Annotated in this window: 24 protein-coding genes; 9 read left to right on the top strand and 15 right to left on the bottom strand. The window is 72.1% G+C overall.

Annotation, left to right across the window (positions count from 1 at the left end; genetic code table 11):
- Positions 1-14: 14 nt before the first annotated feature.
- Positions 15-434: a phosphoribosyl-AMP cyclohydrolase gene (hisI, locus tag ACZ67M_RS04880; RefSeq protein WP_469849557.1), complete on the bottom strand. Its 420-nt coding sequence runs from the start codon at positions 432-434 to the stop codon at positions 15-17.
- A gap of 81 nt (positions 435-515) precedes the next feature.
- Between hisI and ACZ67M_RS04875 the strand changes: the two genes are divergently transcribed.
- Entirely contained in the window at positions 516-1151 is a 636-nt protein-coding gene (locus ACZ67M_RS04875) for a TIGR03085 family metal-binding protein (protein ID WP_361361473.1), read from the top strand.
- A 9-nt stretch (positions 1152-1160) separates the two neighbouring features.
- On the opposite strand, the gene ACZ67M_RS04870 is transcribed toward ACZ67M_RS04875, so the two are convergent.
- The 9 genes from ACZ67M_RS04870 to hisD all read right to left on the bottom strand — a co-directional run bounded on the left by ACZ67M_RS04870 (position 1161) and on the right by hisD (position 8337).
- Positions 1161-2390 (bottom strand): MFS transporter, encoded by a 1230-nt coding sequence (locus ACZ67M_RS04870; RefSeq protein ID WP_392009452.1) that lies wholly within the window; start codon positions 2388-2390, stop codon positions 1161-1163.
- 200 nt (positions 2391-2590) lie between these two features.
- Positions 2591-3346: an imidazole glycerol phosphate synthase subunit HisF gene (hisF, locus tag ACZ67M_RS04865; RefSeq protein WP_469849555.1), complete on the bottom strand. Its 756-nt coding sequence runs from the start codon at positions 3344-3346 to the stop codon at positions 2591-2593.
- A 25-nt stretch (positions 3347-3371) separates the two neighbouring features.
- The gene (locus tag ACZ67M_RS04860; protein WP_361361477.1) at positions 3372-3767 is read right to left on the bottom strand and encodes a RidA family protein; all 396 of its coding nucleotides are present in this window, start codon (positions 3765-3767) and stop codon (positions 3372-3374) included.
- Positions 3764-4489, bottom strand: coding sequence for a bifunctional 1-(5-phosphoribosyl)-5-((5-phosphoribosylamino)methylideneamino)imidazole-4-carboxamide isomerase/phosphoribosylanthranilate isomerase PriA (gene priA, locus ACZ67M_RS04855; protein ID WP_122614908.1), 726 nt, complete (start codon positions 4487-4489; stop codon positions 3764-3766). The genes ACZ67M_RS04860 and priA overlap by 4 nt, the downstream gene beginning before the upstream one ends.
- A gap of 17 nt (positions 4490-4506) precedes the next feature.
- Positions 4507-5157, bottom strand: coding sequence for an imidazole glycerol phosphate synthase subunit HisH (hisH, locus tag ACZ67M_RS04850; RefSeq protein WP_385802604.1), 651 nt, complete (start codon positions 5155-5157; stop codon positions 4507-4509).
- Entirely contained in the window at positions 5148-5312 is a 165-nt protein-coding gene (locus tag ACZ67M_RS04845; RefSeq protein ID WP_163015643.1) for a hypothetical protein, read from the bottom strand. The genes hisH and ACZ67M_RS04845 overlap by 10 nt, the downstream gene beginning before the upstream one ends.
- Positions 5313-5315: 3 nt before the next feature.
- Positions 5316-5909, bottom strand: a complete 594-nt coding sequence (gene hisB, locus ACZ67M_RS04840; protein WP_055416452.1) for an imidazoleglycerol-phosphate dehydratase HisB — start codon at positions 5907-5909, stop codon at positions 5316-5318.
- Positions 5906-7015 carry a histidinol-phosphate transaminase gene (locus ACZ67M_RS04835; protein ID WP_361361481.1) on the bottom strand — a complete coding sequence of 370 codons (1110 nt, stop codon included), beginning with the start codon at positions 7013-7015 and terminating at the stop codon, positions 5906-5908. Before ACZ67M_RS04835 ends, hisB begins: the two co-directional genes overlap by 4 nt.
- On the bottom strand, positions 7012-8337 hold the full coding sequence (gene hisD / locus ACZ67M_RS04830) for a histidinol dehydrogenase (protein WP_161330215.1): 1326 nt from the start codon (positions 8335-8337) through the stop codon (positions 7012-7014). Before hisD ends, ACZ67M_RS04835 begins: the two co-directional genes overlap by 4 nt.
- A gap of 201 nt (positions 8338-8538) precedes the next feature.
- Here hisD and ACZ67M_RS04825 point away from each other — a divergent pair, with 201 nt between their 5' ends.
- The 4 genes from ACZ67M_RS04825 (at position 8539) to ybaK (ending at position 12631) form a co-directional block, all read left to right on the top strand.
- Positions 8539-10116 carry an oxidoreductase gene (locus ACZ67M_RS04825; protein ID WP_361361485.1) on the top strand — a complete coding sequence of 526 codons (1578 nt, stop codon included), beginning with the start codon at positions 8539-8541 and terminating at the stop codon, positions 10114-10116.
- A 208-nt stretch (positions 10117-10324) separates the two neighbouring features.
- Positions 10325-11365: a hypothetical protein gene (locus ACZ67M_RS04820; protein WP_392240089.1), complete on the top strand. Its 1041-nt coding sequence runs from the start codon at positions 10325-10327 to the stop codon at positions 11363-11365.
- Between the two features lie 11 nt (positions 11366-11376).
- Positions 11377-12117, top strand: coding sequence for an LON peptidase substrate-binding domain-containing protein (locus ACZ67M_RS04815; RefSeq protein ID WP_352156251.1), 741 nt, complete (start codon positions 11377-11379; stop codon positions 12115-12117).
- 13 nt (positions 12118-12130) lie between these two features.
- The gene (gene ybaK / locus ACZ67M_RS04810) at positions 12131-12631 is read left to right on the top strand and encodes a Cys-tRNA(Pro) deacylase (protein WP_392009223.1); all 501 of its coding nucleotides are present in this window, start codon (positions 12131-12133) and stop codon (positions 12629-12631) included.
- Positions 12632-12785: 154 nt separating this feature from the next.
- Here ybaK and ACZ67M_RS04805 read toward each other — a convergent pair whose 3' ends face one another.
- The 4 genes from ACZ67M_RS04805 to ACZ67M_RS04790 form a co-directional block, all read right to left on the bottom strand.
- A complete protein-coding gene (locus ACZ67M_RS04805) occupies positions 12786-13472 on the bottom strand; it encodes an AAA family ATPase (protein WP_469849552.1) in 687 nt (228 codons plus the stop codon).
- Between the two features lie 34 nt (positions 13473-13506).
- Complete coding sequence (locus ACZ67M_RS04800) at positions 13507-14322, bottom strand: ABC transporter permease (RefSeq protein ID WP_122614994.1); 816 nt, start codon at positions 14320-14322, stop codon at positions 13507-13509.
- A gap of 89 nt (positions 14323-14411) precedes the next feature.
- Positions 14412-15386, bottom strand: coding sequence for an ABC transporter ATP-binding protein (locus tag ACZ67M_RS04795; protein WP_125491064.1), 975 nt, complete (start codon positions 15384-15386; stop codon positions 14412-14414).
- Between the two features lie 133 nt (positions 15387-15519).
- Positions 15520-16731: an NYN domain-containing protein gene (locus ACZ67M_RS04790; RefSeq protein ID WP_469849550.1), complete on the bottom strand. Its 1212-nt coding sequence runs from the start codon at positions 16729-16731 to the stop codon at positions 15520-15522.
- Between the two features lie 224 nt (positions 16732-16955).
- Here ACZ67M_RS04790 and ACZ67M_RS04785 point away from each other — a divergent pair, with 224 nt between their 5' ends.
- The gene (locus ACZ67M_RS04785; RefSeq protein ID WP_107420121.1) at positions 16956-17123 is read left to right on the top strand and encodes a hypothetical protein; all 168 of its coding nucleotides are present in this window, start codon (positions 16956-16958) and stop codon (positions 17121-17123) included.
- Between the two features lie 78 nt (positions 17124-17201).
- Here the strand turns inward: ACZ67M_RS04785 and dnaE are convergent, their stop codons facing one another.
- Positions 17202-20741, bottom strand: a complete 3540-nt coding sequence (gene dnaE / locus ACZ67M_RS04780) for a DNA polymerase III subunit alpha (protein ID WP_361361495.1) — start codon at positions 20739-20741, stop codon at positions 17202-17204.
- Between the two features lie 204 nt (positions 20742-20945).
- On the opposite strand from dnaE, the gene ACZ67M_RS04775 reads away from it, so the two are divergent.
- The 3 genes from ACZ67M_RS04775 to ACZ67M_RS04765 all read left to right on the top strand — a co-directional run bounded on the left by ACZ67M_RS04775 (position 20946) and on the right by ACZ67M_RS04765 (position 23951).
- Entirely contained in the window at positions 20946-22286 is a 1341-nt protein-coding gene (locus ACZ67M_RS04775) for a DUF2252 domain-containing protein (RefSeq protein WP_361361497.1), read from the top strand.
- Positions 22287-22355: 69 nt separating this feature from the next.
- Positions 22356-23063: a hypothetical protein gene (locus tag ACZ67M_RS04770; RefSeq protein WP_361361499.1), complete on the top strand. Its 708-nt coding sequence runs from the start codon at positions 22356-22358 to the stop codon at positions 23061-23063.
- Between the two features lie 87 nt (positions 23064-23150).
- Positions 23151-23951: a DsbA family protein gene (locus ACZ67M_RS04765; protein WP_360894444.1), complete on the top strand. Its 801-nt coding sequence runs from the start codon at positions 23151-23153 to the stop codon at positions 23949-23951.
- The last annotated feature ends 9 nt before the right edge of the window (positions 23952-23960 follow it).

Here is a 23960-nt window from a genome sequence, read left to right as displayed (position 1 = left end):
CATGGCGGCAGACCCTACTGACCCGCGGCGGGCTCGCCGGAACCCGCGCCGTCGGCCCCCTCGGCCGCTTCGGCGAGGAGCACGTCGGCGTCGAAGCAGGTGCGGGCGCCGGTGTGGCAGGCGGCGCCGACCTGGTCGACCTTGACCAGGACGGTGTCGGCGTCGCAGTCCAGGGCGACGGACTTCACCCACTGGAAGTGCCCGGAGGTGTCACCCTTGATCCAGTACTCCTGCCTGCTGCGCGACCAGTAGGTGCAGCGTCCCGTGGTCAGCGTGCGGTGCAGTGCCTCGTCGTCCATCCAGCCGAGCATCAGCACCTCTCCGGTGTCGTACTGCTGGGCGATGGCGGGCAGGAGGCCGTCGGCGCTGCGCTTGAGGCGGTCCGCGATCTCCGGGGCGAGCGGGCTGGACGGCCGGGGGGAGCTGCTGGTCATGCGCCCATTGTGCCGCGCGGGTCGGACACACCCCGGCGCTGTCCATTGGGCGGACCCGGCCGGGCGCCGTAGGCTGGCCGCATGTCGACTTTCGCCAAGCGTGAACGACTTCTGCTCGCGGACCTGTTGGAGACTGCGGGCCCGGACGCGCCGACCCTGTGCGAGGGCTGGCGGACCCGCGACCTCGCCGCGCACGTGGTGGTGCGCGAGCGCCGGCCGGACGCCGCCGGGGGCAGCCTGATCAAGCAGCTGGCGTCCCGGCTCGACCGGGTGATGGAGGAGTACGGCGCGAAGCCGTACGAGGAGCTGCTCCAGCTGATCCGCACCGGCCCGCCCCGGTTCTCGCCGTTCCAGCTCAAGCAGGTGGACGAGGCGGCCAACACGGTGGAGTTCTACGTCCACACCGAGGACGTCCGCCGGGCCCGGCCCGACTGGTCGCCGCGCGAGCTGGACCCGGTCTTCCAGGACGCCCTGTGGTCCCGCCTGGAGCGCGCCGCCCGGCTGATGGGCCGGGGCGTCCCGACGGGGCTCGTCCTGCGCCGCCCCAACGGGCAGACGGCCGTCGCCCACCGGGGCACGCCGGTGGTGACGGCCACCGGCGAGCCGTCCGAGCTGCTGCTCTTCGCGTACGGCCGGCAGGACGCGGCGAACGTGGAACTCGACGGCGAGAAGGCCGCGATCACCAGGCTGCGGGAGACCAAGCAGCTCGGGCTCTGAGGCCGCCGCTCACTTCGGCAGTTCGGCCCGCCGCAGGCCGGGCGCGCACAGGGCGACGACCCCGCCGAGGGCGCAGACCACCGCACTGACGACGAAGACCGGCCCGGTGCCCCAGACGCCGATCGCGGCGGCGGACAGCGGCATGCTCAGGGGCGCGATCCCCAGGCTGACGATCCCGGCCACCGCCGTGACGCGCCCCAGGTAGGCGGTGTCGGCCTGGGTCTGGAGCAGGGCTCCGCACATGGCGCCGCTGAGCCCCGTGAGCAGCCCCACGAGCACCGCGGTGCCGACGGCCACGGGGAGGCCGGGGGCGTACGCCAGGGCGGCGATGGCGGCGGCGCCGGGGATGATGGCTCCGGCGGCGACCAGACCGGCGTACGGGACGCGTCCGCGCACGGTCAGCAGCAGCGCCGCCACGCCGGCCCCCGTTCCGAAGCCGCCGAGCACCCAGCCCATGCCGGAGGCGCCCCAGCCGCGTTCGTCCGCGAGCAGGGTGAGGCCGACGTTGAGCGGGCCGACGAAGCCGAGGTCGCCGAGGGCGATGGTGATCATCAGCGGGCCGAGCACGCGGTGCCGGCGGACGTGGCGCAGGCCGGCCCGCAGGTCGCGCCAGGCGGTGGTGTCGTTCCGGGCGGTGGCCTCGTCGGGCGCCGGCTCGCGCACCCGTACGGAGACCAGCAGCGGCACGGAGACGGCGATCAGCAGCCCCGCGCACGCGAAGGCGGCGGCCGAACCGCCCACCGCCACGCCGAGCCCGCCGAGCGGGGCGCCCACCACGGCGGCGAAGCGGATGCCGAGGCCGCGCATCCCCTGGACGCGGGCGAGCTGGTCCTTGGTGGTGATCCGCGCGGGAAGCGCGCCGACGGCGGGCAGGAACACGGCGTCGACGGTGCCGAAGACGACGGCGAGCAGCGCGAGCAGCCAGAGCCCGGGGTCGGTCACGAAGAGCACGGCGGCCACCGCGAGGACCGTGCCGCACCGTACGGCGTCACTGCCGATGACGACCCGGCGCGGCCCGAACCGGTCGGCGACCACGCCGCCGCCCAGCATCAGCAGCGCCCGCGGCACCGCGCTCACGGCGGTGACGATCCCGGCCTGCGCGGCGGTGCCGTTCTGCACGGCGGCCCAGGACAGCGCGAGGTAGAACACCATGTCCCCGACCATGGAGACGGTGTAGGCGGCGACCCAGCGCAGGACGTTGGGGTCGCGATGGGCGGCGACCCCTGCCGCCGGGGACATGACGGTGTCCGGCACGGACGTGGTCCGCTCAGACACGGAACGGAAACCCGTACACGTGTTGCGCAACTTTCCTTTCCCAGGGCCCCGAAGCGCGCTCTTGGCGCCGGGCGGCCACGCCTGACATCGGGGCGTCATGCGCGAGGCACTGGACCGCGACACACGCAGCCGCGCCCCGGCCCGCAGCTCTGCCGGCTCCCGGACTACCGAACGGGATGCCCCGCCCCGCGCAGCGTCTCCTTCACCTCGCCGATCCGCAGGTCGCCGAAGTGGAACACGGAGGCCGCCAGGACCGCGTCCGCGCCCGCCGCCACGGCGGGCGGGAAGTCGGTGAGGCGGCCCGCGCCGCCGGAGGCGATCACCGGGACGGTCACGTGGCGCCGGACCGCCTCGATCATCTCCAGGTCGTAGCCGTCCTTCGTGCCGTCCGCGTCCATCGAGTTGAGCAGGATCTCCCCCGCGCCCAGCTCCGCGGCCCGGTGCGCCCACTCCACCGCGTCGATGCCGGTGCCGCGCCGACCGCCGTGGGTGGTCACCTCGAAGGTGCCCGCCTCGGTGCGCCGCGCGTCCACCGACAGCACGAGGACCTGGCGGCCGAACCGCTCGGCGATCTCGCGGATCAGCTCGGGCCGGGCGATGGCGGCCGTGTTCACGCCCACCTTGTCCGCGCCGGCCCGCAACAGCTTGTCGACGTCGTCGGCGGTCCGCACGCCGCCGCCGACGGTCAGCGGGATGAACACCTGCTCGGCGGTGCGCCGCACCACGTCGTAGGTCGTCTCGCGGTTGCCCGACGAGGCGGTGATGTCCAGGAACGTCAGCTCGTCGGCGCCCTCGGCGTCGTACACCTTGGCCATCTCGACGGGGTCGCCCGCGTCGCGCAGGTTCTGGAAGTTCACGCCCTTGACGACCCGGCCGCCGTCCACGTCCAGGCAGGGGATGACTCGGACCGCCAGGGTCATGAATCCACGGCTCCTCTTGCTGTTCCTACTGTCCTCTGAATGCTTCCAGCTCCACCGACACCAGCACCCGCGAGTCGATGAAGCCCTCGACGACCAGCAGGGTCGTCACCGGGCGTACGGCGTCGAACAGCTCCTTGTGGGCGCGGCCCACCGCATCGACGTCGCGCGAATGTGCCAGGCACACACGCGTCCGGATCACGGACTCGATGCCGAGCCCGAACTCACCGATCGCCTCGATGGCGGTGGCGAAGGCCACCTTGGTCTGTTCGTACGGGTCGCCGTCGCCGTACAGCACGTCGCCCTTGAAGGCGGTCGTGCCGGCCACGATGACATGATCACCCGCCGCCACGGCCCGTGCGAAACCGAAGGACTCTTCCCAGGGATTTCCGCTCTGCACACGCCGTACGGCTTCGGATGTCATGGCGACACAGCCTCCAAGGCTTCTTCCAGGGTGAACGCCTTCGCGTACAGGGCCTTCCCGACGATGGCCCCCTCGACACCGGCCGGGACGAGACCGGCGATGGCGCGCAGGTCGTCCAGGGAGGAGACGCCGCCGGAGGCGACGACCGGGCGGTCGGTGGCCGCGCAGACGTTCTTCAGGAGCTCCAGGTTGGGGCCCTGGAGGGTGCCGTCCTTGGCGATGTCGGTGACGACGTACCGGGCGCAGCCCTCCTTGTCGAGGCGGGCCAGCGTCTCGTAGAGGTCGCCGCCGTCGCGGGTCCAGCCGCGGCCGCGCAGCGTGGTGCCGCGTACGTCGAGACCGACGGCGATCTTGTCGCCGTGCTCGGCGATGATCCGGGCGACCCACTCGGGGGTCTCCAGGGCGGCCGTGCCCAGGTTCACCCGCGTGCAGCCGGTGGCGAGCGCGGCGGCGAGCGTGTCGTCGTCGCGGATGCCGCCGGACAGCTCGACCTTGATGTCCATGGCCTTCGCGACCTCGGCGATCAGCGCACGGTTGTCCCCGGTGCCGAAGGCGGCGTCCAGGTCGACGAGGTGCAGCCACTCGGCGCCGGAGCGCTGCCAGGCGAGGGCGGCCTCCAGCGGGGAGCCGTAGGAGGTCTCGGTGCCGGACTCGCCGTGCACGAGGCGGACGGCCTGGCCGTCGCGGACGTCGACGGCGGGGAGGAGTTCGAGCTTGCTCATCTCTACCGGGCTCATCTCTACAGGGTCTCGATCCAGTTGCTGAGGAGCTGGGCTCCCGCGTCACCGGACTTCTCGGGGTGGAACTGCGTGGCCCACAGGGCGCCGTTCTCCACGGCGGCCACGAAGGGCTTGCCGTGCGTGGACCAGGTGACCTTGGGCGGGGCGATCAGCGGGTTGAGCGACTCCTGGGTCCAGTCGTGGACGGCGTAGGAGTGCACGAAGTAGAAGCGGGCGTCCGCGTCCAGGCCCGCGAAGAGCTGGGAGTCGGCCGGCGCGTCGACGGTGTTCCAGCCCATGTGGGGCACGATGTCGGCCTGGAGCGGGCCGACGGTGCCGGGCCACTCGTCCAGGCCCTCGGCCTCCACGCCGTGCTCGATGCCACGCGCGAACAGGATCTGCATGCCCACGCAGATGCCCATCACCGGGCGGCCGCCCGACAGCCTGCGGTCCACGACCCAGTCGCCGCGGGCCGCCTTGAGGCCGTCCATGCAGGCGGCGAAGGCGCCGACGCCGGGGACCAGCAGGCCGTCGGCGTTCATGGCCTTGTCGTAGTCACGGGTGATCTCGACGTCGGCTCCCGCGCGCGCGAGGGCGCGCTCGGCGGAACGGATGTTGCCGAATCCGTAGTCGAAGACGACGACCCGCTTGGCGGGGGAGGTCAATTCCACACCTCCAGGCGCAGCACGCCCGCGAACAGGCACATCGCGGCACCGATGGAGAGCAGCACGATCAGGCCCTTGGGCATCTGCTGCTTGGCGAAGGAGATGATGCCGCCGATGAAGAACAGGCCGACGACGATCAGCGCGGTGGACGTACCGTTCATGGGTTAGAGCGCGCCCTTCGTGGAAGGCAGGATGCCGGCCGCGCGGGGGTCGCGCTCGCTGGCGTAGCGCAGGGCCCGGGCCAGCGCCTTGAACTGGCACTCCACGATGTGGTGCGCGTTGCGCCCGTAGGGCACGTGCACGTGCAGCGCGACCTGGGCCTGGGCGACGAAGGACTCCAGGATGTGCCGGGTCATCGTGGTGTCGTACTCGCCGATCATCGGCGCCATCTTCTCGGGCTCGGTGTGCACGAGGTAGGGGCGGCCCGAGAGGTCGACGGTGACCTGGGCGAGGGACTCGTCCAGCGGCACCGTGCAGTTGCCGAAGCGGTAGATGCCCACCTTGTCGCCGAGGGCCTGCTTGAAGGCGGCGCCCAGCGCGAGGGCGGTGTCCTCGATGGTGTGGTGGGAGTCGATGTGCAGGTCGCCGTCGGTCTTCACGGTCAGGTCGAACAGACCGTGCCGGCCGAGCTGGTCGAGCATGTGGTCGTAGAAGCCGACGCCGGTGGCGATGTCGGTCTTCCCGGTGCCGTCGAGGTCGATCTCGACGAGGACCGAGGTCTCCTTGGTCGTACGCTCCACGCGTCCCACGCGGCTCATGTGTTCTGCTCCTTCTTGACTTCACGTACCGCGTCGAGGAACGCGTCGTTCTCCTCCGGGGTTCCGGCGGTGACCCGCAGCCACCCCGGTACGCCGTTGTCCCGGACCAGGACGCCCCGGTCGAGGATCTTCCGCCAGGCCTCGTGGGAGTCCGCGAACCGCCCGAACTGGACGAAGTTGGCGTCGGACTCGGTCACCTCGTAGCCGGTGGCGCGCAGCTCGGCGACCAGCCGGTCCCGCTCGGTCTTGAGCTGCTCGACGTACTTCAGCAGCGTGTCCGTGTGTTCCAGGGCGGCCAGCGCGGTCGCCTGGGTCACGGCCGAGAGGTGGTACGGCAGCCGTACGAGCTGGACGGCGTCGACGACGGCCGGGTGCGCGGCGAGGTAGCCCAGGCGCAGGCCCGCCGCGCCGAACGCCTTCGACATGGTGCGGGAGATCACGAGGCGGGGCCGGCCGTCCAGCAGCGGCAGCAGCGACGCGCCGTGGCTGAACTCGATGTAGGCCTCGTCCACGACGACCATCGAGGGCTTCGCCGCCTGGGCGGCCTCGTACAGGGCGAGGACGGTCTCGGCCGGGACGGCGTTACCGGTGGGGTTGTTGGGGGTGGTGATGAAGACGACGTCGGGGCGGTGCTCGGCGAGGGCACGCTCGGCGGCGGGCACGTCGATGGTGAAGTCGTCGTGGCGCGGCCCGGAGATCCAGCCCGTGCCGGTGCCGCGCGCGATGAGGCCGTGCATCGAGTACGAGGGCTCGAAGCCGATCGCGGTCCGGCCCGGGCCGCCGAAGGTCTGGAGCAGCTGCTGGATGACCTCGTTGGAGCCGTTGGCCGCCCAGACGTTGCCCGTGTCCAGCGGGTGGCCGGAGGTCTTCGTCAGGTACTCGGCGAGCCCGGTGCGCAGCTCGACCGCGTCCCGGTCCGGGTAGCGGTTGAGGTCGCGGGCGGCCTCGCGGACCCGCTCGGTGATCCGCTCGACCAGCGCCTCGGGCAGCGGGTAGGGGTTCTCGTTGGTGTTCAGCCGTACGGGCACGTCCAGTTGGGGCGCGCCGTAGGGGGACTTGCCGCGCAGCTCGTCCCGTACGGGGAGGTCGTCGATTCCGAACGTCACTTGCTCTCCGGGACCTTCCACTCGAACCTCGCCTTGATCGCCGCCCCGTGCGCGGGCAGGTCCTCGGCCTCCGCCAGCGTCACCACGTGGTGCGCGACCTCGGCGAGCGCGTCGCGCGTGTAGTCGACGATGTGGATGCCGCGCAGGAAGGACTGCACGGACAGGCCCGAGGAGTGGCAGGCGCAGCCGCCGGTGGGCAGGACGTGGTTGGACCCGGCCGCGTAGTCACCGAGGGAGACGGGCGCCCAGGGGCCGACGAAGACCGCGCCGGCGTTCTTCACCCGGTCGGCGAGGGCGGCGGCGTCGGCGGTCTGGATCTCCAGGTGCTCGGCGCCGTAGGCGTCCACGACGCGCAGGCCCTCGTCCAGGCCGTCGACCAGGACGATCGCGGACTGGCGGCCCTTCAGGGCGGGGACGATCCGGTCGTCGATGTGCTTGGTGGCCTCGACCTGCGGCTGGAGTTCCTTCTCGACCGCGTCCGCGAGCTCCACGGAGTCGGTGACCAGGACGGCGGCGGCCAGCGGGTCGTGCTCGGCCTGGCTGATCAGGTCGGAGGCGACGTGCACCGGGTCGGCGGTGGCGTCGGCGAGGACCGCGATCTCGGTCGGGCCGGCCTCGGCGTCGATGCCGATCTTTCCGGTGAAGTAGCGCTTGGCGGCGGCGACCCAGATGTTGCCCGGGCCGGTGACCATGTTGGCGGGCGGGCAGGACTCGGTGCCGTACGCGAACATCGCGACGGCGGTGGCGCCGCCCGCCGCGTACACCTCGTCGACGCCGAGCAGGGCGCAGGCGGCGAGGATGGTCGGGTGCGGGAGGCCGTCGAACTCGGCCTGGGCGGGCGAGGCGAGGGCGACCGACTCTACGCCCGCCTCCTGCGCGGGCACCACGTTCATGATCACGGACGACGGGTAGACCGACCGGCCGCCGGGCGCGTACAGCCCGACCCGCTCGACCGGCACCCACTTCTCGGTGACCGAGCCGCCGGGCACGACCTGCGTGGTGTGGGTGGTGCGGCGCTGCTCGCGGTGGACGAGCCGGGCGCGGCGGATGGACTCCTCCAGGGCCGCGCGCACGGCCGGGTCCAGCTCCTCCAGCGCGCGCGTGAGCGCGGCCACCGGGACCCTGACGTGGTCCAGCCTGACCCCGTCGAACTGCTCGGCGAAGTCGATCAGCGCCGCGTCGCCCCGATGATGCACGGCCTCGCAGATCGGACGCACCTTCTCCAGGGCGGCCGAGACGTCGAAGTCGGCTCGGGGCAGCAGGTCGCGCAGAGCGGGGCCCTCGGGGAGGGCGTCGCCGCGCAGATCGATTCGGGAGATCACGGAACCAATTCTCTCAGACCCGCGTCGGGCACGGTTCGCGCGTATCAATGGCTGATACAGAACGCGGCGGCCCCGCGCGGCCCACGGGCAACTCACTCGAATCGGTGCTCACTTTGAGTGTTCGGAGTGTCACCCAGTGGGCATGAACGGTTGTACGAAGAGTGAGTGACCGGCGAGTAGTTGGGGAGGGAGTGAAGTGCCGTGACCGTAGTGGTGGGCCCTCGTGACGGAGAGCTGCCGGACGACCTGACCGCCGCCGAGGCCGGCATGTGGCAGGCCTTCCGCAACGGCAGCGTGTACGACCTCAGCAGCGGCGACGCGCTCGTCGACGACCCGCACGGCGGGCACCCGTGGGGACCGGAGCGGAGCGTGCGGGCCCGCATCGTGTGCTGGCTGCTGCTGGACGGTCCGCCGGCGCTCGCGGGCCGGGTGGCCTCGCTCCAGCTGACCGGCGTGCGGATCAGCGGCACGATGGACCTGGCCGGCGGCACCGTGGAGCCGTACGTGGAGCTGCGGGGCTGCCGGTTCGAGCGGGAGGTGCTGCTGCCGGAGACCCGGTTCACGACCGTGCGCCTGGTGGACTGCTCGGTGCCCCGTCTGGAGGCGGCCCGGCTGCACACGGAGGGCGACCTGCACCTGCCCCGCTCCCGTTTCCGGGGCGGCATTCGACTCACGGACGCGCGGATAGGCACCGACCTGCTGCTCAACCAGGCGATCGTCCACCGGGACCGGCACGGCCGTTCCATCGCCGCCGACGGCATGACCGTCGGGCAGGACCTCCAGGCCGAGATGCTGGAGTCGCACGGCGAGGTGAGTCTGCGCAGCGCCCAGGTCGGCGTGTCGCTGAGCCTGCGCGGCGCCCGGCTCCTCAACCCGTACACGCGGCACGCGCTCAACGCTCCGCAGCTGACGGTGGAGCGCACCCTGTACCTGACCCCGGCGGGGCTCGGCAGCCCGCTGCTGCGGGGCACCACACCGGCGCAGGGCACGCGGATCCAGCGCTTCGAGTGCGAGGGCGGGGTGCGGCTGGACGACGGGCGGTTCGGCGACGCGCTCGACTTCGAGCACGCCCGCTTCACCTTCACCGACGAGCAGGAGCTGTCGCTGCGCCGGGTGCAGACGCCCGAGCTGCGGTTCCTGGGCGAGCGGCCGGCGCGGGGCCGGGTGGTGCTGTCGGGGGCGCGGGTCGTCAACCTGATGGACCGGGCGGACAGCTGGCCGGGACCCGGCCGCCTGCACATGGGCGGCTTCGCCTACGAGAACCTGGTGCCGCGCGGGCCCTTCCCGCTGGCGAAGCGGCTGCGCTGGGTGGGCGCCGCGACCGCCGAGTACAACCCGGAGCCGTACGAGCGCCTCGCGGCCGTGCTGCGGGCCGGCGGGGAGGACGAGGACGCCCGCGAGGTGCTGCTCGCCAAGCACCGCCGACGCCGCGAGAGCCTGCCGATCGCCGCGAAGCTCGTGGGGTACGCCCAGGACTGGACGGTCGCCTACGGCTACCGGCCGGGGCGGGCCGCGGTGTGGATGGCGGTGCTGTGGGCGGCGGGCTCGCTCGCCTTCGCCCGTGCCGAGCCGCCCCCGCTGAAGGCCGGCGAGCACCCGGACTGGAACCCGGCCCTCTTCGCCCTCGACCTGCTCCTGCCGGTCATCGACCTGGGCCAGGCCGGCTTCTGGCAGCTCCACGACGCCTGGCAGTGGCTGGCGACGGCCCTGATCCTGCTGGGCTGGATCCTGGCGACGACGGTGGCAGCGGGCGCGACCCGCCTGCTGCGCAGGGGCTGAGCCCTCCGGGGGTGAGGCGCCTCCACGTCCGAGGCCCACGGCCCGCGGCCGCCGGGGCCGGGGCGCTTCAGATCCGACGCCCCACCACCCCGTCGGGGCCACCCGCACCCGACCACGAAAGCCGCACGGTGGTGCGGGTGGGAACACAAATCGGCCGAACGGGAAGCCGAGGCACAACCATCCCGCCCGGTCGACCGTCGTAGACACCATGCTGCGCGCGTTCCTCCGGACCGCGGCCGCCCGGGCCCGCGCCCGGAGCACCCGGCCCGACCAAGACGACGACGTGCTCCTCGACGCCCCCGACGACCGCCTCGCCCCCGCCCTCCTCGCGGCGGCCCGCGGCGAGCACACCCCGGCGGCCGGCCTCCTCACCGGCACCCGGCAGCGGGCGGAGTGGGAGCACCGCGACCGGTACACCACCCGGCTCGCCGCCTTCTCCCGCTCCCGCTCGGAGTGGCTCGACGCCTGGCGCATCACCGACCCGCAGGACCCCGACGCCCTGCTGGTCGCGGCCCGCCTGGCGGTGACCCGCCACTGGGACTCGCCGGACCGTGCCCTGCTCCTGCGCCAGATCGTGCCCGCGGTCACCGCGGCGGCCGAGGCCGCCGGACCCGACCCGGTGCCGTGGCGCACGGCGCTGGACGCGGCGCGGGGCGCCGGCGCCGGACACGCCGAGTTCGAGCGGCTGTGGGGACAGGCGGTCCGCCGCTCCCCGCACCACTACGGCTGCCACGTCGCGGCCCTGGAATACCTCGCCGCCGCCTCACCCGGCGCCCACCGCGAATGCCTGGACTTCGCCGAGACGGCCGCGCAGGACGCCCCCGAGGACGCCCTGGTCCGGGCGCTGCCGCTGCGGGCGGCCTTCACCTGTCTGCGGGCCGCCGACGCCGGCTCCGCGACCGGCGCACCCCCGCGTGACCTCCGTGTCCGTCTGGACGCGGCCGCCGACCGCGCGGTGGCCCTGTCGGCGGCCCACCCGGCGGCCGACCCGTGGGCGGCGGAGCTGCGGAACCTGCTGGCGTACGTCCTCGTGCGCCTGGACCGGCTCGCGGACGCGGCGGAACAGCTCCGGCTGACCGGCCCGTACGTCACGTCCTTTCCGTGGGACCGGGAGACGGACGATCCACTCGGCCGCTTCCTCCAGGTGCGCGCCGATGTCCGCGCGGGCGTGGCCGCCGCGCCGCCGAGGACGGGTTCGGGCCATCCACGAAGTGGGCGGGGCGGACGCGTCGGTCGCGACGACCATTAGGCTTCTGCGTCGTGACCACCGTCCGGCTCCCCCTCTTCCCGTTGAACTCCGTCCTGTTCCCGGGGCTGGTGCTCCCCCTCAACATCTTCGAGGAGCGCTATCGCGCCATGATGCGCGAACTGCTGAAGACCTCCGAGGACGAACCCCGCAGGTTCGCCGTCGTGGCGATCCGCGACGGCTACGAGGTGGCCCAGAGCGCTCCCGGCCTGCCCGACCCGACGGCCACGCCGGAACGCGGGCCGACGGCCGGGTTCGGCTCCGATCCGCTGAAGGCGTTCCACAAGGTGGGCTGCATCGCGGACGCGGCGACGATCCGCGAGCGGGCCGACGGCACCTTCGAGGTGCTGGCGACCGGCACGAACCGGGTGCGCCTGGTCTCGGTGGACGCGTCGGGCCCCTTCCTGACGGCGGAGCTGGAACCGCTGTCGGAGGAACCGGGCGACGAGGCGGGCGCGCTGGCCGAGGGCGTCCTGCGGTCCTTCCGGCAGTACCAGAAGCGGCTGGCGGGGGCGCGCGAGAGGTCGCTGGCCACCGGCGCCGAGCTGCCGGACGAACCGGGCGTGGTCTCGTACCTGGTCGCCGCCGCGATGATGCTCGACACGCCGACGAAGCAGCGTCTGCTCCAGGCTCCGGACACCGCGTCCCGTCTGCGGGACGAGCTGAAACTCCTTCGCTCCGAGACCGCCGTCATCCGTACGCTGCCGTCCCTGCCCGCGTCGGAACTGACGCGCGGCCCGACGAGTCTCAACTGAGGTACCGGCCCGTATGGCGAAGAAGTCGAAGAAGCAGCAGTCCGGCGGCACCCCCGCGACGGTGGCGCTCACGGCGGCCGGGGTGGCGTACACCGTGCACGCCTACGAGCACGACCCCGCGCACCCGTCCTACGGCGAGGAGGCGGCCGAGGCGATGGGCGTCTCCCCTGAGCGGGTCTTCAAGACGCTGGTGGCGGACGTCGACGGCGCCCTGACGGTCGCGGTGGTGCCGGTGGCGGGCCAGCTGGACCTGAAGGCCCTGGCGGCCGCGGTGGGCGGCAAGCGCGCGGCGATGGCCGACCCGGCGCTGGCCGAGCGCACCACGGGCTATGTGCGGGGCGGCATCTCGCCGCTGGGCCAGCGCAAGCGGCTCGCGACGGTCCTGGACTCGTCGGCCTCGGGGCACGCCACGGTCTGCGTCTCGGCGGGCCGCCGCGGCCTGGAGGTCGAGCTGTCCCCCGGCGACCTCGCCGAGCTGACGGACGCGGTCCTCGCGCCGATCGGGCGCGCGTAACCACTCGACGACGGCGCCGTTCTCGGCTAATCAGACAGAACATGTCGAAGAGAACCCGCAAACGCAGGTGGCGCATCAGGAAGCGGCGGGCGAACCACGGCCGCCGCCCCGCCTAGACCGGGCGACGGCACGAGAGCCGCGTCGTCGGCGGGAGCTACGCCGGCTTGTCCCCGTACGGCGCCGGCCAGGGGTCCGGCTCCGGGTCCCTGGGGCCGAACAGTCCCGTCAGTCCCAGGTGGACGACGAGCGCCGCCAGCGACCAGGCCAGCAGCACGCCCTTCGCGCCCAGCTTCAGCGGCGCGTCGAACGTCACGCCCTTGCCCACGTCCATCGCGTGCGCGATCACGTCCTGTGCGGGGCCGAGCCACACGCCGACCCGCCACGCCAGGAGCGAGCCGAGCAGTCCGCCGACGCCCAGCGCCACCACCAGCGGCACGCCGCCGCGCCGGCGCAGCAGGAAGACCACGAGCCCACTGAGCGCCCCGAACGCCAGCGCGAGCAGCGTGAACGTTCCGTCGACGCCGATCGCCTGCTCGCCCTCGGACTCCTTGAGGAAGACCACCCAGCGCTCGTCGACCACGTCGCCGACCAGCGGCACGGTCGGGGCCAGCTTCCACCACAGCACGCCCAGCAGCGCGCCGGAGAGGGCGATCGCCAGTACGGCCACGGCCGCCTGCCGCAGTTCCGTCAGCATCCCGGGGCCGTCCTGTTCGCCGTGGTGGTCGTACGGTGCGCCGGGCGCGGTCCCCACCGCGTGCGCGCCGACGGGCGGCGGCACCGGCCCGCCCCGGTACGGCGGGCGTTCGTTCGGTGGGGGTGGCGGATTCAGAGGAGCGGTCACCGTGCCATCGTGCCAAACGCGCCGGTGCGGCACATCACCGGACGGCCGCCCTGCGGTACGCCCAGGTGGCGACGGCCAGGGAGATCACACCGACCCCGGCGCACACCGCGAGGTCCCCGAGGACGAAGGCCCAGTCGGGCCGCGCCCCGAAGGTGCGCGCGAACGCCTCCACGCCGTACGTCGAGGGCAGCAGGTCCCGGACCAGCCGGACCGCCTCCGGCATCCGCTCGGCCGGCAGCACGCCCAGCAGCAGCGCCGCCGACATGCCCAGCTGTCCCAGCAGGGTGGCGAACTCGGGCCGGGGCGCGAGCAGGCCGAGGGCCGCGCCCAGTCCGGCGAGGGCGGCGCCCGCCAGTGGGATCACCGCCACCAGCACCCACAGATGCGTCATCGGGAGCCCGTACAGCAGACAGCCGAACACCGCCGTCACGACGGTCCCGGGCACCGTGAAGGACGCGTACGCGCCCGCCGCGCCCAGCACCACCGCGGCCGGCGGCACCGGCAGCGTCGCGTAGTGGTCGAGGCCGCCGCTGGCGCGCAGCTGCCCGAAGTACTGGGCGAGCAGGTTCAGCGCCACGAAGGCCACGACGAGCACCGCCGAACCGGCGACCACGGCCCGGGCCTCGCCGCCGCCGTCCACCACGCCGCGCATCAGGATCATGATGCCGACCGACTGGAAGGTGGCCACGAAGAGCAGCGGGATGCGCGCGACCCGCGCCCGGGACAGCTGCGCCCGGTACACGGCCACCAGGGACGGCCACAGCCGCGCCCTGGGTCCCAGCTCGGCCGCGTCCTGCTCCTCGACGGCCAGGACGCCACCCGGCAGGACATCGGCGGATACGACACTCACGTCGCGCTGCTCCCCTTCGTTGGGGTCGTTGGAGACGGTCGCCCTGACGGGTACGGATGCGGCGGCCGATGTGCTCACCGTGCGTGTGCTCAAGCCCTCACCAGCCCCTGCCGCGCCGCGCCGCCCAGTGCCAGGTACACGTCCTCCAGGCTGGGCGTCGCGAGGGTGAAGTCGTCGAGCGCGGCGAAGGCGGCACCGCCGGTGACGGTGGCGACGACCGCGCGGGCCTCCTCGGGGGCCAGGCGCAGCGTCCAGCGCCGCCCCGACTCGACGACGCGGTCGCGCAGGGCGGCGACCTCCGGGACGTGCAGGGGGGCCGTCTCACGCCACACCAGGTCGACCCGGACCTCGCCGGCGACCTTCTCCTTGAGCCCGGAGGGCGTGTCGCAGGCGATGACGCGCCCCCGGTCGAGGACGGCGACCCGGTCGAGGACGGTCTCGGCCTCGATGACGTTGTGGGTGACGAGCAGGACGGTGGTGCCGCGCTCCGCCCGCCGCCGGTCGACGGCCGCCCACACCGCGCGCCGGGCCACCGGGTCCATGCCGGTGGTCGGCTCGTCCAGCACGAGCAGCGGGCGCTCCCCCACCAGCGCGGCGGCGAAGCAGGCGAGGCGGCGCTGGCCGCCGGAGAGCTTCTTGATCGGGCGGGCGGCGAGGGGGGTCAGGCCCAGCTCGTCGAGGACCGCGTCCCGCTCGGCGCGCGCCTGCCGCACCTCCAGGCCGCGCAGCCGCCCGGTGGTCTCGGCGGCGAGCGACACGGTCAGCTCGTCCAGGGCGCTGGACTCCTGTCCGAGGTAGGCGAGGATCCGGGCGGCCCGCTCGGGGTGGCGCACGACGTCGTGCCCGAGGATCTCCACGCTGCCGCGGTCGGGCCGCATGAGGCCGGTGAGCTGGCGTACGAGGGTGGACTTGCCGGCGCCGTTGGGTCCGAGCAGGCCGAAGATCTCACCGCGGCGGATGTCCAGGCTCACGTCGTCGGTGGCCCGCACCTCGGGGGTGGCGGGGACGCCGCGCCTGCCGCGCTGGGCCGGATAGGTCTTGGTCAGTCCGCGCACCGCGCACACGGCACCGCCACCGGGTCGTAGTGCCTGTGCCGCGCGCGTACTCACAAGGGACGAGACTACGGGGTCCGTCCCCCCGGCCCGCTCCCGGGTCCGCCCATAAGTGTCGATTCAGCCGGGGCGGCGCCGGAGCGCCTCACTCCGCCGCGGGGGTGCGTTCGGTCGCCGTCCGCACGTCGATCTCCCGCCAGAACCCGGCCCGGATCGCGTACCGGTCGTGCTCGTCGATCTGGTCGTCCTTGTGGGCCAGCAGCCCGAAGCGGGCCGCGTAGCGCAGCAGCTCCCCGTCGACGCGGTGCGGGATGCGGGGGTACATCCCGGAGAGTTTCTGCAGGTGGCCGTGGTCGCCGAGGCGCTCCAGCCAGCGACGGGCGAAGACCTGACCGACCTCGTACGGGTCGCCGCCGACCGTGGTGATGTCCTCCTCGCGGTCGGCCCAGCGCTGCTCGGCCGTGGTGAGCTGGGCCAGCGTCGGCATGGAGGCGGCCTCGGACGGCTCCGCCGCGGGCCGGTCGACCCAGCCCTTGTCGGAGGACCAGCGCAGGGTGGCGGTGGTCGGCTGCGGGGCATGCGGGGCACCGGGGGCGCGCAGGGCGGCCAGGTCCTTGGGGGTGGGCACGCCCTTGGCGGGCGGTACGCGCTCCTCCGCCCCGTTGCGCCCGGCGGCCGTCGTGGGGTGCTCGGGTTCCTGTGCGGGCCGTTCGGCGGTCGCCGAGAGGGCCGATTCGGGCAGTGGCGCGGAGAGGATCGCGGCGATCTCGGGGCGGGGCACGGGCGGCGGCGCGCAGATTCCGCCGAGTTCCTTGGCGCGTACCGCCTTGGTGATCCACGTACGGTCCAGGACGCGGCGTTCGTCGGCCTCGGCGACCAGGTCCTCGGACTGGTTGTAGTCGCCGTCGGCGGCCTGTACGGCCCACAGGTGGACGGCGACGCCGTGCTCCTTGGCGGCCATCATGCCGGGCAGCAGGTCGCCGTCGCCGGTCACCAGGACGACGTCGGAGCAGGCGCGGTTGCGGGCCAGCTCGGTCAGCTCGGCGTGCATGGCGGCGTCGACGCCCTTCTGCGCCCAGCGGCCGTCACTGCGCGTGAGGGCGCCCAGCCGGACGGTGACCCGGGGCATCACGCGCAGCCGGCGGTGCTCGGGCTGCGGGACGCGGTCGGGGGCGCCGTCGAACCAGTAGATGCGCAGCAGGGGCTGCCCGGTGTCGGACTCGGCGCGCTCGCGCAGCCCCTGGATGAGGGCGGCGTGGTCGACGGTGATGCGCGAGCGTGAGGGCTCCCCGGCGAGCAGACTCGCGGCGGCCCCCAGCAGATACCCGGCGTCCACCAGGACGATGCAGCGGTCCACGCGATCCACCCTCTTTCCGGGAGGTTTGCTTCGGGCTTCCTTCGAGTCTGCCCGACGGCGCGGAGGTTAACGGCCCGAACTCGATCTTCGGCGTGGCGTTTCGGCGGCCCGGACCCCGACCAGCCGTGTCACGCACGGTAATTGCCCGATATGCGTTCTTTATCGGCCTATGTGAATCTGGTTGCGTCGTTGGCCCCTAGATCCCCCTCAGGAGGTAGATCACCATGGCCAAGAACAAGAACAACCGTGACCGTAAGCAGCCCCACGCCGAGCGCGCCCCGCAGGCGGCCGAGTCGAACGTGCTGGAGCGCGAGGAGCAGCACTCCCCGCAGCTGACGACGCCCGGCGACGCCGCGTCCCGCAAGCGCGGGAAGCGCTTCGGCCACAACTGAGCAGCACCACAGCCACAACTGGCATGGGGCGCGCCCGGCAACCGGGAGCGCCCCTTGCCCGCTTTCGGCGGAGCCCCGTCAGCCCGCCAGGCAGGACGGCCCGAGCAGCACCTTCAGGTCGCCGAAGAGCGCCGGATCCGGCTTGACCCGGTGCCGGTCCAGCCGGAGCACCGTCGTCTTCGTGGGGCCCTGGAGCTTGATCCGCACCTCGCTGTCGCCGCGGTGGTGGGTGAGGATCTCGCCGAGGCGGCTGACCATCGGCGGCGTGATGCGGGTGGCCGGGATGGTGAGGACCACGGGCGCGTTGGTGCCCGCGTTGGACAGGTCGGGGACCTGGAGCTCCATCGCGACCAGCCGCGGCACGTCCTCCCGCTTGTCCAGCCTGCCCTTGACGAAGACCACGGCGTCTTCGACGAGTTGGGTGGACACCAGCTGGTAGGTCGCCGGGAAGAACATGCACTCCAGGGAGCCGGCCAGGTCCTCGACGGTGGCGATGGCCCAGGCGTTGCCCTGCTTGGTCATCTTGCGCTGGAGGCCGGAGATGATGCCGCCGATGGTGACGACCGCGCCGTCCCCGAAGTCACCGCCGGTGAGCTGGGAGATGCCCGCGTCGGCCTTGTCGGACAGCACGTGCTCCAGGCCGAAGAGCGGGTGGTCGGAGACGTAGAGACCGAGCATCTCCCGCTCCTGGGCGAGCAGATAGGTCTTGTCCCACTCGTCCTCGCCGAAGACCACGTCGAGTCCGAACCCCGGCTCGTCGCTCTGCTCGTCGCCCATGCCGCCGAAGAGGTCGAACTGCCCCTCGGCCTCCTTGCGCTTGACCGCGACCACGTTGTCGATCATCGGTTCGTACTGCGCGGTGAGGCCCTTGCGGGTGTGCCCCATCTCGTCGAAGGCGCCGGCCTTGATCAGCGACTCGGTGGTGCGCTTGTTGCAGACGACCGCCTCGACCTTGTCCAGGTAGTCGGGGAAGGAGGCGTACTTCCCCTTCGCCTTGCGGCACCTGATGATCGACTCGACGACGTTGGTGCCGACGTTGCGGACGGCGGAGAGGCCGAAGAGGATCACGTCGTCGCCCTGGGCGGCGAAGTTCGACATGGACTCGTTGACGTTGGGCGGGAGCACCTTGATGCCCATGCGCCGGCACTCGTTGAGGTAGACGGCCGACTTGTCCTTGTCGTCCTTGACCGAGGTGAGCAGGGCCGCCATGTACTCGGCCGGGTAGTTGGCCTTGAGGTACGCCGTCCAGTACGAGACCAGGCCGTACGCGGCGGAGTGCGCCTTGTTGAACGCGTAGCCGGCGAAGGGGACCAGGACGTCCCACAGGGCCTGGATGGCCTCGTCGCTGTAGCCCTTCTTGCGGGCGCCCTCCTGGAAGAGGACGAAGTTCTTCGCCAGTTCGTCGGGCTTCTTCTTGCCCATCACGCGGCGCAGGATGTCGGCCTCGCCGAGCGAGTAGCCCGCGATGATCTGGGCGGCCTTCTGCACCTGCTCCTGGTACACGATCAGGCCGTAGGTGACCGCGAGGACCTCCTGGAGGGGCTCCTCCAGCTCCTTGTGGATCGGCGTGATCTCCTGGAGGTTGTTCTTGCGGAGCGCGTAGTTGGTGTGCGAGTCCATGCCCATCGGGCCGGGACGGTAGAGCGCGGAGACGGCGGAGATGTCTTCGAAGTTGTCGGGCTTCATCAGCCGCAGCAGCGAGCGCATCGGTCCGCCGTCGAACTGGAAGACGCCGAGCGTGTCGCCGCGCTGGAGCAGGTCGAAGGTGGTCGGGTCGTCCAGCGGCAGGGACAGCAGGTCGAGGTCGACGCCCTTGTTGGACTTCACCATCTTGACGGCGTCGTCCATGATCGTGAGGTTGCGCAGGCCGAGGAAGTCCATCTTCAGCAGGCCGAGCGACTCGCACTGCGGGTAGTCCCACTGCGTGATGGTCACGCCGTCCGTGTGCCGCACCCAGATGGGGGCGTGGTCGACGATCGGCTCGCTGGACATGATCACGCCGGCCGCGTGCACGCCCATCTGCCGGACCAGGCCCTCGACGCCCTTGGCGGTGTCGATGACCTTCTTCACGTCCGGCTCGTTCTCGTACATCGAGCGGATCTCGCCGGCCTCGCTGTAGCGGGGGTGGGTCGAGTCCGTGATGCCGTTGAGGTCGATGCCCTTGCCGAGGACGTCGGCGGGCATCGCCTTGGTGAGCCGGTCGCCCATCGCGTACGGGTAGCCCAGCACGCGCGCGGAGTCCTTGATGGCGTTCTTCGCCTTGATCTTGCCGTAGGTGCCGATCATGGCGACCTTGTCGGCGCCGTACTTCTCCGTCACGTACCTGATCACCTCGACGCGCCTGCGCTCGTCGAAGTCGATGTCGACGTCGGGCATGGAGACGCGCTCGGGGTTGAGGAACCGCTCGAAGATCAGGCCGTGCGGGATGGGGTCGAGGTCGGTGATGCCCATCGCGTAGGCCACGATCGAACCGGCGGCGGAGCCTCGGCCGGGGCCGACCGCGATGCCCTGGTTCTTGGCCCACATGATGAAGTCGGCGACCACGAGGAAGTAGCCCGGGAACCCCATCTGGATGATGACGTCCATCTCGTACTCGGCCTGCTTCTGGCGGTCCTCGGGGACCTGGCCCGAGAAGCGGCGCTCCATGCCGCGGCGGACCTCCTCCTGGAACCAGGTGACCTCGGTGAAGCCGTCGGGGATGTCGAACTTCGGCATGAGGTCGCGCTTCTCGAACATGCCGGTGGTGTCGATCATCTCGGCGATCAGGCGCGTGTTGGCGCAGCCCTCCTGCCAGGCGTCGGAGGAGTCGATGGCGTACATCTCGTCCGTCGACTTCAGGTAGTAGCCGGTGCCGTCGAAGCGGAAGCGGTCCGGGTCGGAGAGGTTCTTGCCGGTCTGGATGCACAGCAGCGCGTCGTGGGCGGTCGCCTCGTGCGCGTAGGTGTAGTGCGAGTCGTTGGTGACCAGGGGCGGGATGCCGAGCTTGCGGCCGATCTCCAGCAGGCCGTCGCGGACCCGGTGCTCGATCTCGATGCCGTGGTCCATCAGCTCCAGGAAGTAGCGGTCCTTGCCGAAGATGTCCTGGTAGTCGGCGGCCGCCTTCAGCGCCTCGTCGAAGTGGCCGAGGCGCAGCCGGGTCTGGACCTCGCCGGAGGGGCAGCCGGTGGAGGCGACGATGCCCTCGGACCACTGGGAGATGGTCTCCTTGTCCATCCGGGGCCACTTCTGGAGCCAGCCCTCGGCGTAGGCGTCCGAGGAGAGCTTGAAGAGGTTGTGCAGGCCGGTCCGGTTGGTCGCCCACATCGTCTTGTGGGTGTAGCCACCGGAACCGGAGACGTCGTCCCGCTTCTGGTGCGGCTGGCCCCACTGGATCTTGCGCTTGTTCCGCCGCGACTCGGGGGCGACGTACGCCTCGATGCCGATGATCGGGGTGACCCCGGCCTTCTTCGCGGAGTGGAAGAAGTCGTACGCCCCGTGCAGGTTGCCGTGGTCGGACATGGCGATGTGCGACATGCCCATCTCGTTGCAGGCGTCGAACATGTCCTTGAGCCGCGCGGCACCGTCCAGCAGCGAGTACTGGGTGTGGACGTGCAGGTGCGTGAACGGCGGCTTGGACACGTGCGGCCTCCTGGGAAAACGGTTGGCGACGGGCTGCGGTCAGTCCGGGGGGTCAGCGTCGAAGTCTATGCCTCGGGACTGACACTCCGAGGCCCCCCCACGCGTACCTTCTTGGGCGGGCACTCCCGCACCCCTTCGGACGTTGGGCCGAGGGGAGATCAGCTCCACCCGTCAGGCACCACCCCGCACCAGGAGGCACCAGGCATGTCGGTCCCGCAGCTCAACGAGGAGCACCGCGGCGAGGAGATCCTCGCCGTCTTCGACACCGCCTTCGGCCAGCTGCTGGCCGCGGACCCGGCGGCGTTCCGCGTGAAGTTCCGGAAGATGGCGGCCTCGGCCTTCGCGTTCTACCGGGGCACGGCATGCCTCTTTTACCACGATTTGACCGTGGACCGGGAGTTCGGTGCGCAGGACGGCGGCCCCTACCTGGACGAGCGGACCTCCCGGGTGTGGATCCACGGCGACCTGCACGCCGAGAACTTCGGCACGTACATGGACTCCACCGGCCGGCTGATCTTCAACGTCAACGACTTCGACGAGGCCTACGTCGGCCCCTTCACCTGGGACCTCAAGCGCTTCGCCGCCTCCATCGCGCTGATCGGGTACGCGAAGGCGTTCAGCGACGAGCAGATCACCGAGCTGGTGCGGGTGTACGCGGGCGCGTACCGCGAGCGGATCCACGCCCTGGCCACCGGCGCCAAGAGCGACGAGGTGCCGCCCTTCACGCTGGACACCGCGGAGGGGCCGCTGCTGGGCGCGCTGCGGGTGGCCCGCTCCCTGACCCGCTTCGGGCTGCTGGACTCGATGACCGAGATCCGCGACTTCGAGCGCCGCTTCGCCCCCGGCGGCGGCGCCGTCGAGCTGGACGCCGCCACCCGCTACAAGGTGCTCGCGGCCTTCGACGGCTACCTGGAGACGCTCCCGGAGTCCTCCCTGGCCCGCCCCGACTCCTACCGCGTGAAGGACGTCGTGGGCCGCCGGGGCATCGGCATCGGCTCGGCCGGCCTGCCCTCGTACAACATCCTCCTGGAGGGCAATAGCGACGCCCTGGAGAACGACGTCGTGATCTACATCAAGCAGGCCCAGACCCCGGCGGTCTCGCGGCACATCACCGACCCGGCGATCCGGGACTACTTCCAGCACGAGGGCCACCGCACGGTGATCTCCCAGCGCGCCCTCCAGGCGCACGCCGACCCGTGGCTGGGCTGGACCGAGCTGGACGGCTCCGGCCAGCTGGTCGCCGAGGTCTCGCCGTACGCCGTCGACCTGGACTGGGGCGACATCGACGACCCGGAGGAGATCGCCGAGGTCGTCGCCGACCTGGGCCGGGCCACGGCCACCATGCACGCGGCGGCCGACGACCAGTCCGGCGAGTCGCTGGTGCCGTTCTCCACCGAGCGGGCCATCGACGCGGCGATCGCGGCCGACGAGGAGAACTTCGCCCCCCTGCTGACCGACTTCGCGCACCGGTACGGCGCACGCGCCCGTGCCGACCACCAGACCTTCGTCGACCTCTTCCGCAACGGCCGCATTCCGGGTCTGTAACCGTCGGCACTCTCACAGGAACCCTTTAGGGGTCCCTTACCGGACCCCGTGACACACTCTTCTACTGCTATGGACATATCCGGAACCCCGCTCAGAGCCGTACGCGCGGCGCTGTTCACGGCACTCGTCGTGACCCTCAGCACCGCGTCGCACGTGCTGCTGTCCGGGGTTCCGCTGCCGCTGCCCACGGTGGCCGCCGTCGCCGCCGCCGTGTTCCTGATCGCGTACGCCCTGGCCGGGCGGCGCGAGCGCGGCTTCGGGCGGATCGCCGCCCTGCTGATCCCGCTGGAGCTGGCCGCCGACACGGTCTTCACCACCGGCCAGCACGTCTGCTACGGCCGGGCGGGCGGTCCCGTCGCGGGCCCGCTGCGCTCCGTCGGCTTCGACGTGCTGTGCGGCGACGGCACCGGCCTGCACGCGGGCGTGACCGCGCCGCTGACCCGGGTGACCGGCGCCGAGACCGACCGGATGGCGGCGCTGCTCGCCGACGCCGATCCCGGCACCGCCTGGCTGCTGCTCGGCGCGCACGTCGGGGTCGGACTGCTCGCCGCGGCCTGGCTGCGGCGGGGCGAGAAGGCGCTGGCCCAGCTGCTCGGCGCGGTGGCCGCGACCACCTTCCGGCCACTGCTGCTCGCGGTCGCGGCCGTGCGCGGCCGCCGCGCCCCGGCGGTGCGCCGCCCGGTCGTCCCGGCCGGCCGCACCACCGACGCCCGCGAGCGGATCCTCACGCACTCCCTGGGACGTCGCGGACCGCCGTGCGCGGCCGCCCTCGTGTGACCCGTCACCGGACCTCACCGAGCACCGCAGCCCCCCGTACGAGTTTCCGCACACCCCTGTGTGCGCGTCCCCGGAGAGATCACCATCATGAGCAAGCGGAACAGCCAGGCGGCGAAGACGGCGGCGCGTGAGCGCCTGCGCGTGGAGCGCGAGCGTCAGGCCAAGCGCGACAAGGTCAAGCGGCAGGGCATCGTGGCCGCCGCCATCGTCGGCGTGCTGGCGATAGCCGGCGGCATCAGCTACGCCGTCGTCCAGGGCAACCAGCCCTCGAAGTGGGAAGCGGCCGCCGACGCCAAGGTGGTGGCCCCGGCCAACACCTCGGGCAAGGACGGCACCACGGTCACCATGGGCGAGTCCAAGACCGACAACACCGTCCACCTCTACGAGGACCCGCGCTGCCCGGCCTGCGCCTCCTTCGAGCAGAACATCGGCGAGACCGTCAACAAGGGCATGGAGGACGGCGACTACAAGCTCTCCTTCACCATCGGCACCTTCCTCGACGGCAACCTGAGCGGCGAGGGTTCCAAGAACGCGCTCAGCGCCCTCGGCGCCGCGCTCAACGTCAGCCCCGAGGCGTTCATCGACTACAAGACCGCCCTGTACTCCTCCGAGTACCACCCGGAGGAGTCCAGCGACGAGTTCGCCAAGGACGACTACCTGATCAAGGTGGCGAACTCGGTCGACGCCCTGAAGAACAACAAGAAGTTCCAGGACGCCGTGGAGAAGGGCACCTACGACGCCTGGGCGATGCGGATGAGCAAGTCCTTCGACACCGCCGAGGGCGTCCAGTCGACCCCGACCATCAAGATCAACGACAAGGTGATCGAGAACCCCAGCTCGGTCGCCGACTGGGAGAAGGCGCTCAAGGACGCCAAGGTCACCAAGTGACCCCCGCGT

This window comes from Streptomyces sp. NPDC107500, assembly GCF_055582785.1.
This window is presented reverse-complemented; position numbering and strand designations above follow the sequence as displayed.